This is a genomic window from Maribellus luteus (genome assembly GCF_003576475.1).
Taxonomy (GTDB): domain Bacteria; phylum Bacteroidota; class Bacteroidia; order Bacteroidales; family Prolixibacteraceae; genus Draconibacterium; species Draconibacterium luteum.
On record NZ_QWGR01000004.1, the window covers coordinates 33,187 to 50,251 of the forward strand.

Sequence of the window (17,065 nt, forward strand, 5' to 3'; positions counted from 1 at the left end):
TTTTTACGATGAAAAATGTCCTTCGCATTATCTTGCTGTACTTCTTTTTTGCAGGACTGTCTTTTTCTTTTCTTTCGAATAGTACAACAGTGGCTGCCCAAAACGGGCAGCCACCTGTTCTATTGTCAACTTTTGATGTGGACGCCACACCTCCTGTAGGGAGCCAGCTCACTTACGACACCATGATAAATTCGGGCGATTTAAGTCTTCGCGCGCGGGGAATAATATTGCAGGGGGCTGGCAAGCCCATTGTATTGTGTGCGATTGACTGGATAGGCATCTCTAATGAGTCGCAGGAGGCTTTTAAAGAAGCATTGGCCCAAGCGGCCGGCACCACACCCGACAGGATTGCAGTACACACCATTCATCAGCACGATGCCCCGATTTGCGATTTTACGGCCGAAAAATTACTAAAGGAAAATAATATTCCGGCAGGCTGTTTCGATGGAACTTTTGCAAGGCAACTAATAAAAAACATTCAGCAATCGATACTTCAGGGAATGGAGAATGCCCGGCCGGTAACAGAAATAGGCACAGGCAAGGCGAATGTATATAAAGTGGCATCAAACCGAAGGGTCAATAAAAAAGATGGGAAAATCGTTTCGATGCGGGGGTCTTCCTGTAAAGATTCCCTTCTGCGTGCTATGCCCGAAGGTGTAATTGATCCGGAAATATCGTTAATCAGTTTCTGGAATAAAGACAAACCCCTGGCAGTACTCAGCTTTTATGCCACCCATCCGCAGAGTTATTACTTAACGAAAATTGCAAATCCTGATTTTCCCGGGATTGCACGTTTTTTTAGCCAATTAGCTGTACCCGATGCTTTGCACATTCATTTTAATGGAGCAGGAGGAAATATTGCCGCGGGAAAATACAATGACGGGAGCCATGAAACCAGGTTACTTCTGGCTCAAAGAATGGCTGAAGGTATGGAACGTGCCTGGAAAAATACTGAAAAACATACCATTGATGCAGCACATATAAAATGGGAAACAGAACCTCTGTTCCTCCCAATAAATCCCAAAGTGGAGGAGATAGAAAACAAGATGCATGAAATGAGCCCGCGCCTTCTGGCCAACAACATGGGCAGGTTAGGCTGGTACAAGAGAAGGATGGAAGGTAAATTTATTGAAACGGCCTGTTTGGCAATAAATAATACCAGAATGTTATTTATGCCAGGAGAACTGTTTGTGGAATACCAGTTGGCCGCAAAAGATATGGCGCCGAATAACTTTGTAGCAATGGCTGCTTACGGAGATTACGGACCATTTTATATTGGAACCCGGCAAGCCTATGCCGAAGGAGGCTATGAAATAGAATCAAGTCCTGTCACAGAAGAATCAGAAGAAATTATTATGAATAATATGAGGAATCTTCTGGCAAATACTCAAAATAATAATTGCAACACTCTGCTAACTTACCGTGACCAAAATGGAAATTGTAAAAGAATAACAACTGAAAAAGAGTGGCAGAAAAACAGAAAAAGAATATTGGAAAATTTCCAGGAAGCAGCGGGGAAGCTTCCGGCAAATAAAATTCAGGATACTGACCTTCAATATACGGATTCTTTACAGCAGAATAATTACATACGCTATTCCATAAACTTTCTGGTGGCACCTTCAGAAAGAGTTTATGCATATTTATATAAACCACTAATCCTCAACGGAGAAACGCCTGCGGTATTGGCTTTGCACAGCACAGGTGCAGGAGGAAAGCGCATTATCGACGATGACACACCGAAGAAAGACAGAGGTTATGCTAAGGAGCTGGCAGAAAAAGGGTATGTTGTTATTGCCCCTGACTATCCGGGATTTGGGGAACTACGCGATTATGATTTTGAAAATGATAGCTACGTGTCAGGGACAATGAAGGGTATTTACAACCATATTTCCTGCGTTGACTTACTGCAAACCCTTGATTACGTGAACAAAGATAAAATTGGAGTGATTGGGCATTCCCTCGGAGGCCATAATGCGATTTTTGTGGCAGCATTTGACCCGCGTATAAAAGTAGTGGTAACAAGCTGTGGATGGACATTGATGGACTACTATAATGCAGGAGAAAGGACAACAAAGTTGTATGGCGGGCGTTTGGGGCCCTGGGCCCAGGACAAATACATGCCATTTATAAAAACAAAATATAATCTGGACTCACAACAGATTCCTTTTGATTTTGATGAATTAATTGCGGCTATTGCCCCCCGTGCGTTTTTATCTGTGTCCCCGGTCAATGATCTCAATTTTTCGGTAGAAGGTGTCAGACAGGGAGAAGCAAACATTCAAAAAGTATATGATTTTTTGCATGCATCGGACAAAATGAAGGTGCTTTACCCCGGATGCGAACACGATTTTCCCAAGGATATGCGACAGGAGTCTTATTATTTTATCGATAAAATTCTTAAGTAACGGAATTATAGCAGATATGAAAAACTACATTGTACTTGCTGTTTCCTTTCTATTTATCCAGAATATATTGTTTGCACAAGTTCCTTCGGCCCAATGGGTGCTGGAGCAAGAAAACGCAGCATGGAAGCCAAGAGATTCCCAGGGTGAGGTTGTATACGACGGTTACATTTGGATATTGGGAGGATGGCACGATTCATACTCTCCTCCTCCCCGGGATGTATGGAAATCAAAAGATGGAAAAAACTGGGAACTGGTTTCAGAACAGGCTCCCTGGGAACACAGTGATTTGCCCATGTCTTTGGTTTTTAAGGACAAAATGTGGATGATGGGAGGTTGGTATAATGGCCGGTTGGAAGGTAGATCTGCCAGCAACAGGGTCTGGTCTTCAGAAAATGGCAAAGAGTGGAGCCTGATCACAGAAAAGGCCGGGTGGTCTGCCAGATGTGCAGCAGCAACAGTTTCTTTCAAAGGAAAAATGTGGATAATGGGAGGCACCTCTGCCTACTATTACGGAGGAAAAGACAGCCTGCTAAACGATGTCTGGTATTCGGAAGACGGAAAAAACTGGACATTAGCAACAGCCAAAGCATCCTGGTCTCCCAGGGCTTTCCACCAGGCAGTTGTTTTTAACGATCGAATTTATGTGATAGGCGGAGGAAATTACGACCCGGAATATTTTGGGTTCAATGATGTTTGGAGCAGTTCTGATGGTATTCACTGGAGAGAAGAAGTGAATAATGCAAGCTGGAATGAACGTATTTGGTTCTCCTCCGTAGTTTTCAAGGATTGTATCTGGGTGATCGGCGGATGGTCTGGCAATCCGTATAAAAACTGGGGAGATATCTGGTACTCCCAAAATGGCAAAGAGTGGAGAGAGTTAAAAACCAATGGCCCCACATGGAAAGAGAGGCATGAGCATTCTGCTTTCGTGTTTCAGGATGAATTATGGATCTCGGGAGGCATGACCCCTCCGCTTGTCAATGATATTTGGTCATTGATACTTTCTGAAAACTGGCAATAATAAAGAAGAGACCTTCGAATTCTAATGAAAATTCCAAGGTCTCGTAAACCAATTCTCAATGTTTTTAACTTTCTGTCTTTCGATTATAAGATAGCTCTCCCCCAAGAACAATTCATTATAAGGAAGAGTAAAGTCATTATCTGACGACAGATGACTTTCCTATTTTTATCCTGACTCTTTGGATTTTGCTTGGGATTTCGTTACCAATGCAAAATTACTTTTTGCGCAGCTGGCGCCATTTATCACCTGAAAAACGCCTGAAAGCATCAATATATGTAAAATAGTCAATCCTTAACAACTCAATTTCGCGATAAAAAATCTCAGACTCGCGCATTGTCCGATTCGTGCCAATAGTTTTTGCATCCACAAGTCAAGGGCAAAAATAATTTCCTGTTTGATTTTTCGGAGTAATCTTTTAAAGTTGAAGGCAGCAGCGGCCATTAAAAGATTCATTTCATCGCCCATTGTACCTTTCAGGTAATTTCGGATCATCCGGTGATCGTATTTCAAGTGACTGATCACCGGCTCCACACCTGCCCTTATCCTGCATTTCTTTCGCATCCACCGTTTCCGGTATTCTGTTTTTGCCTTAGGTGACCCCGGCCTTATAATTTGAGTTTCTCCTACCTTGTTCTTGCCTGGATAGCCGCGGTCAACAATGGCGTATTTGTATGTTCTCCCGGTTGATTCCTGCACATTCTCAAGGGTCGGCTCCAGCGTTTGTGTATCGTTGGGGTTGCCCTGAAAGCTTTTCACCCCAACAATGATACACTTGCCCGGGATAAAGGCAACCGAGGCTTTCGCCCCAAACTCATACGGCTTGTGCGACTTGCCTTTGGCAATACAGGCTACCGATGGTTCATGCAATGAATAAATTTTGTTTTTGTCGTGTTTCTTCTGGCTGATTACCCGGTAAAACAAGGTCAACTGCTCCCGGTATTGTTCCCTTAACTCTTCACTCATTTTTCGTTCAAGGTCACGGGTGATCCGGCCTGCGATGGTACGCAGTTTCTTTTGTGCCCGGATAGCGAGTCGCTTGCGTTTGGGATGATGGGCAAACCGAAGATCAAGCAGCAAGGCTTTTACCGTGCGCTTGTAGCTCTGCCTGAGCTGGATTTCTTCCCGTTGGGCAATGCCATTGCACTTGTCGATGATTTTACGGTATTGTTTCGAATCAACCGGGTACGTGATATTTCTCTCATGTGCCGTGGTATCGACTACAACATCGCTGGACTTTAGATCGTTGCCCTGCATTTGTACTGACAGCTTAAAAATGCTCGCCGCCCCATTTTCCCCAATGCGCTTGCGAAAGTGTACAAGGTCGCTCGGATCGCACGGGGGCTTCCACTGAAACTCACCTTCCCCACAGAAGTATTGGAAGTACGGATCGCGTACCCATTCTTCCATCAGGGGTTCATCTCCCAGGTTGTAAACCTGCTTGAGGATCAGCAGCCCAACCATCAAGCGGATAGGCTTGGACGGTGTTCCGGTGTGGGAATACAAACCTGTAAAATTCCGTTCAAGATCTTTCCAGGGAATTCTGTTTGCAAGTATTACAAGCGGATGCTCCGGGTTGATAAACTCAACCAAAAGTGGCCGGAACAAGTTTTTCTGATTTTGCAGTGGTGATTTACCTAACATTTTCTACCGGATTTTCTATCAATTTCGGCATTTCCCTGCAATAAATGTCATTGAAAATCAACTAGTTTTAAATACATATCTGTTGATTGTCAACAGCTTGAAGGGATGTTAAGGATTGACTAAAATAGTCTACCATAAGGTAAGCACCGAATGAAGCCAATCTGCAACCTCCGTTAATAATGAACAAAGTAGATACAGGTCATTGCTCTGTTCTGTGTTTTGCAACATCTGAATGGGATTTGAATGCGATTTTACTATTTTCGTATCCAACGTGATTTCTTTTCATAAACAAGAAGTCACTTCTGCGATGGTTGATTCTAATAATAACTCAGAAATAACACTTATCAAAGGGTTGAATGAAGGAAAGCATTCAAGTTTCAAAGGACTATATGTTAAATATAGCCCCCAGTTGTATTCCTTTTCATACGATCTTTTAAAATCAAAAGATGCCGCAGAAGACATTGTTCAGGAAACTTTTATTAAAATTTGGGATAGACGGTCGGTTATAAAAACTACAGGTTCATTCAGATCTTTGCTAAAAACCATTGCTTTAAACCTGATTCGTCATTCCTATAATAATTTGTCGAAAGAAAAAGATTTAAAAGACGAATTACTTGTTCAGTTAGTCCGGGATTCAGAAAAGTTTTCTCTGAACGATTCTTATGAAGACCTGCTTAAAAAGCTGGAAGAATTGATTGAGAAGATGCCCGAAGAAAGAAAATTGGTATTTCGGAAGAAGAAACTGGAGGGAGAAAAAGCCAAAGACATTGCCCGGGATTTAAATATTTCTGTTAAAATGATAGAGTATCACATTACTAAGGCGATGAAATATTTAAGAGAGGAATTTAAAGCCTTGGGAATATCCAGCATCGTACTGCATTTCATATTATCAAACATGGGCAAAAGACGCCGCCCCAGAACCGCTAAATAGCAACCACCTAGATACTCCTCATTACAGTATCATAAAAAAAAGCAAAAAAAACCTTAGGGATTTTCTGCATTTTCTGATGTAGTAATTAGAAGCACAAATTGAATCTGTATCTCATATAGATTAGTTTAGTTAGAAAGTAAAGAGGAGGATATCGGATTCTTCCTCTTTTAATGCAGAGAAAATGATTGATACCAGTAAAAATAAAGTACTAAAGAGATACCTAAAGGGGAACTACTCAGTAAACGACCATTTACTGATGAAGAAATGGTTTACAGATAATTCCGAATACAAAGAAATAGAACCCTTGCTCGATGATTCATGGGAGACTTATGGCAGGCAAGAATCAGAACAACCGGAGCAACATGTTTTCAACAAGATCATCAGCCAAATATGGCTTCAAGAAGAGAATAAGAAAAGCCGGAATAATCTGAGGAACATATTTATAAGAGTTGCTGCTGCTCTGATTATCGGTTTGGTTACAGGATATTTTGTCTCGAATTTAAGACAAGCCTCCTATGAGCCTGTCTACTTTACAGCGCATGCTCCCAAAGGTTCCATTTCTGAAACGCTACTGCCTGATGGGAGTCTTGTTGTTTTGAATGCAGGCTCCAGGCTGGAGTACGCATTGGGGAAAAATAACCAGGTAAACGAAGTTCGCTTAGACGGGGAGGCATGGTTCGATATTCATCCTAATCCGGAGCGGAAATTTATTGTAAAGACATCACATTACAATGTAAATGTGACAGGGACGCAATTTAATGTAAAAGCTTACGAAGAAGACGATGAAATTACAACAACACTGGAGAAAGGAAGCGTATCCATTGAATCGGGTGAAAAAACAGCACTTGCTTATTCTCCTGAATTAAAACCCGGCGAACAATTTTCATTGAATAAAGAAACCCAGAAAGCCATTCTGAGCAAGGTAAATACAAAAATATATACAACTTGGAAAGACAATAAGTTGATTTTCATAAACATGGATTTAGATGAGCTTTTTGTACTTCTGGAACGCAAGTTTGGAGTAGATATTGAGATCTCAAATACTGAGATTCTCGACCTGCATTATACCGGCACAATCAAAAACGAAACCATCCTGGAAATACTCGATTTAATTTCGCACACACTTCCACTTAACTATGAAATTATCGGACAAAAAATAATAATAACAAAAATCAAATAAAGTGCTTATGACAAAAACCTAACTGGCCAATGAAAAAAGCCGGCGATGCTCCAACATCAACCGGCATTTGAGTTTAACTACGGTGCTCCAACACCATAATTAATCACTAAAACAATCAAATTTATGAAAATTTTTATGAATCGGCCCATTCCTCATTTCAGGATGGTACGAAAACTTATGATTATTATGAAACTAACCTGGATATTACTACTCGCTGGGATGCTTCAGGTTTCTGCCTCAGTTTATTCTCAGTCAGTCAAATTTTCATTCAACATGAAAAATCAAAAAGTTATCGATGTTTTGAATGAAATTGAAACCAATAGTGAATTTCGTTTCTTCTACCAGAACGAACAAATTGACTTGAATCGTCGAGTAACGGTCCAAACCCAGAATGCAACCGTAGAAGAAATTTTGAAAGAGATGTTTGAAGGAACTGATATTTCCTATTCATTAAAAGAGGAAAAATTGGTTCTGTTAATGAAAGGAAATAGTCTTAACTCGAATACAACGAAAAGCCAACAGGATAAAAAGATTTCTGGAAAAGTTACCGAACAATCTGGCCAAGCCCTGCCCGGGGTAACCGTTATGATTAAAGGGACCACTCAGGGGACGGTTACCGATGCTGATGGAGAATATTCATTAAGCAACATCCCCGAGAGAGCCACGCTCGTGTTCTCATTTGTGGGGATGAGAGCGCAGGAGGTGGTTGTTGGTAGTCAAACAATCATAAATCTAAGCATGCAAGAAGAAGCCATTGGATTGGAAGAGGTTGTAGCTGTTGGATATGGAACTATAAAGAAAAGTGACTTAACGGGCTCTGTTACTCAGGTTGATGCAGACATATATAAAAGACAGCCTCTTACACAGGTAACAGAGATGCTCGCAGGAACAGTCGCAGGATTCCGTTCAACTCAAAGCACTTCCGCTGCAGGTGGCAGTTCCATGATGGTAAGAGGTCCAAACTCTATTAATGCCAGCAACTCACCGTTGGTTGTTCTCGATGGTGTTATCTACAACGGAGACATAAGTGACATTAATCCAGCAGATATTGAGACCATTGATGTTCTTAAAGATGCAAGTTCTGCTGCAGTTTTCGGAGCAAAAGCAGCAGCAGGAGTAATAATTATTACTACATCTAAAGGATATAAAGGAAGTCCTTCAATTAATGTTTCCATGAAATTTGGAATTAGTGAAGCTAGAAACAAGGGTTTTTTAGTTCGGGATGAAGACAATTTTATGGAGTACAGAAAAAACTTTTTCAGGACACTATACGGAAGTCAGCCAGACTATTATTGGTTTAATCCTAACGATTTACCGAAAGGGGTTACCTTAGAACAATGGAGAATGGCTAGTTCAAATCCTAATCCTGATGATACCCGGGAATGGCTTTCTCGTATGAATTTTTTCCCTGATGAGGTCAAAAATTATTTGGAAGGTAATTCAGTAAATTGGGCAAAAGAGACAATGCCTAAAGGGTTCAGAAAAGATTTCGATATTAGCGTTAGCGGAGGAACAGATAATCTCACTTATTACTGGTCTATTGGATACCTTGATAATGAAGGAATTATAAAAGGAGATAAATTTTCTGCACTAAGATCCAGGCTAAATAACGAATATAAGATCAATGATTGGCTTAAAGTTGGAGTAAATTTACAATACGCATTTCGTGATGAAAGCACAGTTACCGCGAATATTGGAGAGGCGGGTGTTCAAAGTCCGTATTCCAAAGTATTTAATGATGATGGAACAATAAATTGGTATCCATATGGATATGAAGTAAGTAGAAATCCTTTATTAAACACTTTTGGACAAGACAGGTTAAGAAAGGTACAAGGATTATTTGCCGTTCTATATTCTGAAATAACTCTTCCCTATGGCTTTTCGTATCGTTTTTCCTTTCAACCCCATATTCAAAATATTAAAGATTATAACTATTGGTCGCCTGATACCTATGTTGGCTCTGTATCTTATGCAAATGGACGTATTGAGAGAACAGATTATTCAAATTATGAATGGATGATTGACAACTTGATAAAATGGAATAGAACAATCGATAAACATAGTTTTGATTTAACCTTATTGTTTAATGCTGAGACAAATTCTGATTGGAATAGTTATATGACAAATTCGAATATTCAACCTGAACCAGTTCTTGGCTACCATGGTATGCAGTTTGGAATATATCCGGCAGTATTCAGTGATGATACTAAAGTAACGGGAGATGCATTAATGGCTCGTATTAATTATACATTAAACGAGAAATATTTGTTTACTGCCTCTGTCAGAAGAGATGGCTATTCAGCATTTGGACAAAAATATCCAAGAGCCACTTTTCCTGCAGCTGCCTTTGCATGGCAAATTTCCAGAGAAAACTTCTATAATGAAGATTGGTTTATTAACAGAGCTAAGTTACGAATATCATGGGGAAGAAACGGGAATAGATCCATCGGAGCATATTCGGCATTGTCTGCTCTTTCATTAAATCAATATTATGATGGTTCTCAGGTTCAAATGGGAGTTAATACTTCCAGGCTGGCAAATAATAATTTAAGATGGGAAGAGACTGAATCATTGAACATAGGTATCGACATGGGCTTTCTTGATAATCGTTTCGACCTTTCTCTGGATGTATACAGTATGTCCACCACTGATTTGTTGGTAAAACGTTCTTTGCCAAAGATCACAGGGTTTGACAATATTACAACCAACATAGGACAGCTTCATAACAAAGGGTTTGAATTGACATTGATATCGAAAAATATCAATACTCCAAACTTCTTATGGAAATCAATTTTCACATATGCAATGAACCGAAATAAAATTGTAGAACTTTTTGGGGACAAGGGAGAATATGTTTTAGAAGGGAAAACACAGGAAGGAGAAATTCCGGATATTACCAATCAATGGTTTCCGGGAAAAGCTCTTGACGTTATTTGGGATTATGATATCGCGGGAATATGGCAATTGGGAGAAGAAGAAGAAGCAAGCAAATACAATCTTAAACCAGGTGATTTTAAGGCAAGAAATTTAGATGATATTGAAAAATATGAGGCTTTGCAGGATAAAACCTTTATTGGATTTAAAGAACCACGCCATAGCCTGGGGTTAATGAACGAATTTACTATTTTAAAAAACATCAGTGCATCAGTCTTTCTTCGAGCTGATCTGGGCCATTTAAGGGCATTTCCATATTCTGTGAGAGGATGGAGTATGTTTGACAGACAAAATTCAAATAACTACCCGTACTGGACTTTTGAAAACAAATCAAATGAATACCCTAGATTAAATAATAATCTAGCCTCATTTGGCGGAGGTATCATGCCTTATAAGCCTACATCATTCCTTAGGCTCCAGGACGTAACAGTTTCTTATAATCTGGCTAATGCTATCGGTGAGATCAAATACCTTAAGGGATGCGATATCTTCTTGTCTGCACGGAACTTATTTACCATAACCAATTGGCCGGGGTGGGACCCGGAATCAGGGAATAGTCCTATGCCTAAAATTTATTCAGCCGGAATAAATTTTACTTTATAAAATGAGTTTAATACACAATAAAATTAATCACATGAAAAACATAGTATATTCTTTACTGTTACTTTTGGTAAGTATATCTTGCTCTGAGGAATTCTTGAAACCAGAGCCATTGTCTTTCTATTCTCCCGAAAATATCTTTATTAACAGGGAGGGTTTTGAGTCGCTGCTAATTACCTTAAGAAAAGATCTTCGTCAGGAAAATACCGAACAAAAAAATTTTCTGGCTCACCAATATGCCGCCTCTGAAATAGGAGTACCCTGGTTACAAATGGATTTTCGGCAACTCACACCGACAACAGATCAGTACCAGCAATTCGTTAACCAGATTAATACCATTTTCTCAATAGTCAAAAATTCCAATACAATAATCTCAAGAATTGACAATATAACTTGGGAAGATGAATCAGATAGGAATGAAATACTTGCTGAAGCCCTATGGCACAGATCATATTGGTATTACAGACTGATTGGCAATTATGGTGATTTACCATTTGTTGCAGAAGAAGTTACAAATGCAAAGCTCGACTATAAAACCCATTCTAGATGGACTATTTTAAAAAAGCTACAGGAAGATATGGAATGGGCAATACAGTGGTTACCCCAAAGTGCAGTTAAAGGAGCGCCAACAAAAGGGGCCGGGAATCATCTATTAACAAAGATATACCTGGCTAATTTAGAATTTGATAAGGCTATTGATTCTGCTACTGATGTAATCGATGGTCCGTATTCATTAATGATGAACAGATTTGGGCAGGACAAAGACGAACAATTGAAAAATGTAATTTGGGATCTTCATCGACCAAAGAACAGAAACCTCGAAGAGAACACAGAAACAATTCTGGCATTTATTGATCGCTATGAAGCACCTGACGGAGCCCGGTCGGGGGGAACTTATACCATGAGGGTTTATAACTGTTCATGGTGGCACACCAACAACGGAAAAGACTCAGAAGGCAACAGAGGATTTATTGACAATGGAGCTTTGTACGATTCTCTTGGAAGGGGAAACCCTGATGTTGCACTAAGTGACTATCATAGTTATGAGATATGGAAAGAATATGGGAACGATTATAAAAATACACCGGATTTAAGGCGTGCTAATATAAACTGGTATGATGTAGAAGAATTGCGGTACAACAATCCCAATTCTGTTGACTATGGTAAGATCTGGGACAAAAATAACATGGATTTTCCAGGAGAATATTGGGCCAGATTCTATGCTATGCCATTTTATAAAACATATGTTCCAAACCATCCAGACCAAGAAGGAAGACCAATGGGGAGTAATGGAGATTGGTATATCTATAGATTGGCTGAAACATATCTATTAAGAGCAGAAGCTTACTATTGGAAAGGCGAATTAGCTTTAGCAGCTGATGATATTAATGAAGTTAGAAAAAGAGCCGAAGCCATTCCTATTTCACCAGAGGTGGTTACAATTGATTATATATTTGATGAGAGGGCCAGAGAATTATTTCTGGAAGAACCTCGTCAGAATGAATTAAACAGAGTATCCTATATTCTCGCCAAACTAAATCGCGATGGTTATAGCTTGGATAATATTCACGAAAAGAATTGGTTTTTTGACAGGGTAATTTCGTTGAACACTTTTTATCTGAGAGCTGACGAAGTAAGTATTTTGGGTTGGCATCCTTATATTGAACCTCACAATTTCCAATGGCCTATTGATGATAACCTGATAAATGCTAATACGTTGGGACGCATTAATCAAAACAAAGGCTATGTTGGCTCTGAAAGAAATGAACCTCCTCTTGAGGTGATTGAGTAAAGACAATCCATTGGAGGAGCAATATAAGAACGTTGTTGGCAAACTTTATTTCCACTGCTAGAATTAGCAGTAGAAATACTATCAAACAATAGCTAACCAACATGTTATTGTCTCCTCCAATGTACTGACCATAAATACAACACACTCTCATACTAATCATCTGACTCATACTCTTTTGGTTGAGTAATCAATGTTGTTGACAATAAAATATACGAACAAAAATTGTTGCTCATTTATGAACCGGCAGAACAAAATCTCAGAAATCATAATAGCATTTATATCTCCTTTGTTGATGTTTGTTGCAATAACAACTTTCGGAGAATCAAAAAAATCCAATACTGGTTGGAACGCTGGTATAGCAAGGGTTGCTATTACTCCTGAACAATCGATGTGGATGGCAGGATATGCTTCCAGGACAAAACCTGCCGAGAGCAAATTGCATGATTTGTGGGCAAAAGCACTGTTTTTGGAAGATTCAAAAGGAAATAAGTCTTTATTTATTACCTCCGACCTGATTGGTTTTTCCAAAGTCCTTTCAGATAGCATACACGATGAATTAAAAGAAAAAATAGGATTGTCCCCTTCTCAAATAATTTTAAATAGTTCGCATACTCACTCCGGACCTGTCTTGGTTGATGATTTAAAGAATTATTATCCACTTGATGCTGTTCAAATAAAAAAAAGAGATGATTATTCTGCCTGGTTGGTTGAAAAAATAGTAAAAATAGCGTTGGAAGCAAAGCGTAATTTACAACCAGCGAATCTTTTTGCTCAAAATGGTGTTGTGCGTTTTCAGGTAAACCGAAGAAACAACCAGGAGGCTAAAATCACAGAAATAACTGACCTTAAGGGGCCCAATGATTTTGCTGTTCCAGTGTTAAAAATTGAAGACAAAAGGGGGAGAATAAAAGCAATTGTTTTCGGTTATGCCTGTCATCCCACTGTCCTTAATGGATATCAGTGGTCGGGTGACTATCCCGGGTTTGCCCAGCTCGAACTCGAAAAAAAATACAAAGGAGCTACAGCTATGTTTTTCCAGGGAGCTGGGGCCGATCAAAATCCATTGCCCCGCCGTTCAATACCTCTTGCCAAACAGTACGGTAAAGAGTTGGCTGCCGCGGTTGAACGGGTCTTAGATGAAGAAATGCTTTCGCTTACACCTTGCCTGGAGACTGCTTGCTCCGAAGTAGACATTCAGTTTGTCAATGCTCCACCAACTAGAAAAGAGCTAGAACAAATAATCCAAAATAATTCCGGTTATCCAGACTATTTAAAACTCAATGCTCAATTTTTTCTTGAAAAATTAAAAAGAGGAGAAAAGTTGATGACTTCTTATCCTTACCCTATACACGTATGGAAATTGGGAGAACAACTCATTATTGCTTTGGGAGGAGAGTTGTTAACCGGCTATGCTATAAAGCTTAAAAATGTTTATGGTAATAACATTTTTGTTTTAGGTTACAGCAATGATGTAATGGCTTATATTCCAACATCAGACGTACTAGCTGAAGGCGGTTATGAAGGGACACGATCTGCCTTATTTTCAACTCCGTGGTCATCAGACATTGAAGACGTTATCATAAATGAAATTTCACAATTGATTGATAAAATAAAAGAGAGATGAAAAGTTCTAACAATAAACAAACGAGGCGTGAATTCATTAAAAAGAATTCTGTAATGGGCACGGGTGCATTGCTCGGATTGGGTGCAATAAAGAGCTTGGAAGCTAAAACTACGGCAACAACGATCCCGGCATTACTGGGTGGTCACCCGGTTTTTCCTAGCTCCTCCTGGCCCTCTTGGCCTGTCTGGAACCCTCAGACTGACGAAAAGCAACTGCTAGAGGTTATGCGCAGCGGGGTATGGTCTCGTTCACATGTTGTTGATGAGTTTGAAAAGCAATGGGCAAAGACCATCGGAGCAAAACGTTGTCTGACAGTTGTAAATGGGACAAACGCTTTGAATACTTCCCTGGCTCAGCTTGAAATTGGATGGGGTGATGAGGTACTGGTTACACCTTATACATTTATTGCATCTGTATCAAGTATCTTGTTTAACGGGGCTATTCCGATTTTTGTTGATGTTGATCCTGAAACATTCCAGATGGATCCAGCCAAGATAGAAGAAAAAATAACTCCTCATACCAAAGCCATTATTCCGGTTCATATTTTGGGACTTCCATGCGACATGGAGGAGATTATGCAAATTGCAAAAAAACATAACTTATTGGTAGTTGAGGATGCCTGTCAGGGATGGCTGGCAGAGATAAACCACCAAAAAGTGGGCACTTTCGGTACTGCCGGGTGTTTTAGTTTTCAAAATTCAAAAAACATGGCTATTGGTGAAGGTGGGGCCATTGTCAGTAACGATGATACCTTTATGGACCGCTGTTATTCTTATCACAATTACGGAAACCCCTACGGTTCGGTTGCCGGAGAGATAGGCGCCGGCACTGTGATGGTTGGAACAAAGCTACGTCTTACAGAATATCAGGCAGCTATCGGCCTCGCCCAACTGAAACGCTTGGAAGAAGAAACTCAGACCCGTAATGTAAATGCAAGTTATTTAAAAGAAAACATAAAGGATATACCAGGCATAGAACCATACCGCTTGTACGATAACGTGACGCGTGCTGCGTTCCATCTTTTCCCTTTCCGCTATCAAAAAGATATGTTTAAAGGCCTATCTCGTGAAAAATTTTTGGAAGCATTGCGGGCAGAAGGAGTCCCCTGTTCCGGGGGATACAAGGAGTTAAACAAGATGCCTTTCCTCGAAAATGCCTTCAACAGCCGTTTTTTCAAGAAATTTTATCAGAAAGAACGATTAGATTATAATCGGTATACAGAGGAGAACATGTGTCCGCTAAACGAAAAACTCTGTAACGAACAGGCTGTATGGATTTCTCAAAATGTTTTGCTCAGTTCAAAAAACGATATGGAAAACATCGCTTACGCCATTGAGAAAATAAGGAAAAACGCCGACCACATAAAGCAGAAAAATTAACCATCATGAAACGGACTATTCTTTTTATTGTTTACTCTTTATTGTTTACTCCATTTCTTCCACCGGCTTTAAGTCAGACCTCCAATTCAGGCTGGAAAGCGGGAGTAGCCAAAGTTAAAATTACACCGAAACAGGATATGTGGCTGGCAGGTTATGCTTCAAGAACCCATGCCTCAGAAGGGAAGCTGCATGAATTATGGGCAAAAGCATTGTTTCTGGAAGATGCCAGAGGCAACAACTCGTTACTGATCACAACCGACCTGCTTGGCTTTTCCAGAACAGTATCGAATCAAATACGCAATCGCCTGGAAAAGCAATGGGGTTTAACCCGTTCCCAAATAATACTGAATAGCTCGCATACTCATTCAGGACCTGTTATCACAAATGCCTTGAGTGCTATCTATCCAATGGATGCAAAACAGGAAGAAAAAGTTGAAAACTACTCCTGGTGGTTGGTAGAACAGATAGCTGAATTAGTTGGAAAGGCTAAGCGCTCAAGGCAACCTGTAAATGTTTATGCCGGAAATGGTGTCGTAAGGTTTCAAGTAAATCGGAGGAACAATCAGGAGTCAGAAATAGCGAATCTAACTGATTTAACAGGCCCCAATGATTATGCCGTACCTGTTTTAAAGATTGAAAATAAAAAGGGTAATCTGGAAGCAATTGTATTCGGATATGCCTGCCATCCAACAGTATTAAACGGTTATAGATGGTCGGGGGATTATCCCGGTTTTGCCCAGCTAGAGCTCGAGAAACAATACAAAGGCACAACAGCTATGTTTTTCCAGGGAGCAGGTGCTGACCAGAATCCAATGCCACGCCGCACGGTTCCCCTGGCCAAGCAGTACGGACAGGAACTTGCTGCTGCGGTGGAGCGTGTGCTGCATGAAGACATGCGTGTGCTCAGTCCGGCCATTAAAACAGCATACAACGAGATCGAGCTGGAATTCGACACTCCCCCCTCCAGGGAATACCTGCTTGCTTTCCGAGATAAAAACCAAGGATTCCTGAAAGTGTGGGCCGAAGATATGTTAGGGTTGATAAATACAGGAACTCCCTTCCCAACATCATACCCCTACCCTGTTCAGGTTTGGAAGCTGGGCGAGCAAACCATTGTTGCTCTGGGAGGTGAGTTGCTGGTCAACTACTCAGTTGGCCTGAAAAAAGTACTAGGTAATGAGCTGTTTGTAATGGGTTACTCAAACGATGTGATGGCTTATATTCCTGGAGAGAAAGTTCTTTCGGAAGGGGGGTATGAAGGCGAATCATCCCAAATGGTTTACGGGATGCCATCTACCTGGGCCCCTGGTATTGAGAAAAAAGTAATTAATGAAGTATTAAAATTGGAACAACAAGTCAATAGCTCACAATAAATAGCTTACTCTAATCCCGAATGAAAAATACACAAGCATTCATAACTGCCTGGTATAGACCGCTACTAACCATTAACTAACAATGAAATTTTCATCTACTAATAAATAAAATATGAGACCTGTACTTTTACCTGCCCTATTGCTAGTAGTGCTTGGAGCAGGATGTATTAATTCAAATAAAAAAG

The 17,065-nt window shown here is 40.2% G+C and carries 10 protein-coding genes; 9 read left to right on the top strand and 1 reads right to left on the bottom strand.

The genetic code is table 11. From position 1 onward, the window contains the following. The first annotated feature begins 8 nt into the window (after positions 1–8). Both D1614_RS08360 and D1614_RS08365 read left to right on the top strand, forming a co-directional pair. A complete protein-coding gene (locus D1614_RS08360; RefSeq protein WP_206609958.1) occupies positions 9–2,405 on the top strand; it encodes an alpha/beta hydrolase family protein in 2,397 nt (798 codons plus the stop codon). Between the two features lie 16 nt (positions 2,406–2,421). Further along, on the top strand, positions 2,422–3,426 hold the full coding sequence (locus tag D1614_RS08365; protein WP_119437467.1) for a Kelch repeat-containing protein: 1,005 nt from the start codon (positions 2,422–2,424) through the stop codon (positions 3,424–3,426). 291 nt (positions 3,427–3,717) lie between these two features. Here the strand turns inward: D1614_RS08365 and D1614_RS08370 are convergent, their stop codons facing one another. Then, positions 3,718–5,067 (bottom strand): IS5 family transposase, encoded by a 1,350-nt coding sequence (locus D1614_RS08370; RefSeq protein WP_119437468.1) that lies wholly within the window; start codon positions 5,065–5,067, stop codon positions 3,718–3,720. Between the two features lie 271 nt (positions 5,068–5,338). Between D1614_RS08370 and D1614_RS08375 the strand changes: the two genes are divergently transcribed. The 7 genes from D1614_RS08375 to D1614_RS08405 all read left to right on the top strand — a co-directional run bounded on the left by D1614_RS08375 (position 5,339) and on the right by D1614_RS08405 (position 16,880). Next, the gene (locus D1614_RS08375) at positions 5,339–5,998 is read left to right on the top strand and encodes a sigma-70 family RNA polymerase sigma factor (protein ID WP_162304450.1); all 660 of its coding nucleotides are present in this window, start codon (positions 5,339–5,341) and stop codon (positions 5,996–5,998) included. 181 nt (positions 5,999–6,179) lie between these two features. After that, on the top strand, positions 6,180–7,178 hold the full coding sequence (locus D1614_RS08380; RefSeq protein ID WP_119437470.1) for a FecR family protein: 999 nt from the start codon (positions 6,180–6,182) through the stop codon (positions 7,176–7,178). A gap of 273 nt (positions 7,179–7,451) precedes the next feature. Beyond that, positions 7,452–10,715: a SusC/RagA family TonB-linked outer membrane protein gene (locus D1614_RS08385; protein ID WP_194086705.1), complete on the top strand. Its 3,264-nt coding sequence runs from the start codon at positions 7,452–7,454 to the stop codon at positions 10,713–10,715. 31 nt (positions 10,716–10,746) lie between these two features. Further along, complete coding sequence (locus D1614_RS08390) at positions 10,747–12,504, top strand: RagB/SusD family nutrient uptake outer membrane protein (protein WP_119437836.1); 1,758 nt, start codon at positions 10,747–10,749, stop codon at positions 12,502–12,504. A 235-nt stretch (positions 12,505–12,739) separates the two neighbouring features. After that, positions 12,740–14,128 (top strand): neutral/alkaline non-lysosomal ceramidase N-terminal domain-containing protein, encoded by a 1,389-nt coding sequence (locus tag D1614_RS08395; protein WP_206609959.1) that lies wholly within the window; start codon positions 12,740–12,742, stop codon positions 14,126–14,128. Beyond that, positions 14,125–15,507 carry a DegT/DnrJ/EryC1/StrS family aminotransferase gene (locus tag D1614_RS08400; protein ID WP_119437472.1) on the top strand — a complete coding sequence of 461 codons (1,383 nt, stop codon included), beginning with the start codon at positions 14,125–14,127 and terminating at the stop codon, positions 15,505–15,507. Before D1614_RS08395 ends, D1614_RS08400 begins: the two co-directional genes overlap by 4 nt. A gap of 5 nt (positions 15,508–15,512) precedes the next feature. After that, on the top strand, positions 15,513–16,880 hold the full coding sequence (locus tag D1614_RS08405) for a neutral/alkaline non-lysosomal ceramidase N-terminal domain-containing protein (RefSeq protein WP_119437473.1): 1,368 nt from the start codon (positions 15,513–15,515) through the stop codon (positions 16,878–16,880). The last annotated feature ends 185 nt before the right edge of the window (positions 16,881–17,065 follow it).

What these genes read in the sequence shown, in the direction of transcription:
- D1614_RS08360 (WP_206609958.1), top strand. Translation starts at nt 9, where the DNA reads ATGAAAAATGTCCTTCGCATTATCTTGCTGTACTTCTTTTTTGCAGGA.
- D1614_RS08365 (WP_119437467.1), top strand. Translation starts at nt 2,422, where the DNA reads ATGAAAAACTACATTGTACTTGCTGTTTCCTTTCTATTTATCCAGAAT.
- D1614_RS08370 (WP_119437468.1), bottom strand. Translation starts at nt 5,067, where the DNA reads ATGTTAGGTAAATCACCACTGCAAAATCAGAAAAACTTGTTCCGGCCA.
- D1614_RS08380 (WP_119437470.1), top strand. Translation starts at nt 6,180, where the DNA reads ATGATTGATACCAGTAAAAATAAAGTACTAAAGAGATACCTAAAGGGG.
- D1614_RS08385 (WP_194086705.1), top strand. Translation starts at nt 7,452, where the DNA reads ATGAAAAATCAAAAAGTTATCGATGTTTTGAATGAAATTGAAACCAAT.
- D1614_RS08390 (WP_119437836.1), top strand. Translation starts at nt 10,747, where the DNA reads ATGAAAAACATAGTATATTCTTTACTGTTACTTTTGGTAAGTATATCT.
- D1614_RS08395 (WP_206609959.1), top strand. Translation starts at nt 12,740, where the DNA reads ATGAACCGGCAGAACAAAATCTCAGAAATCATAATAGCATTTATATCT.
- D1614_RS08400 (WP_119437472.1), top strand. Translation starts at nt 14,125, where the DNA reads ATGAAAAGTTCTAACAATAAACAAACGAGGCGTGAATTCATTAAAAAG.
- D1614_RS08405 (WP_119437473.1), top strand. Translation starts at nt 15,513, where the DNA reads ATGAAACGGACTATTCTTTTTATTGTTTACTCTTTATTGTTTACTCCA.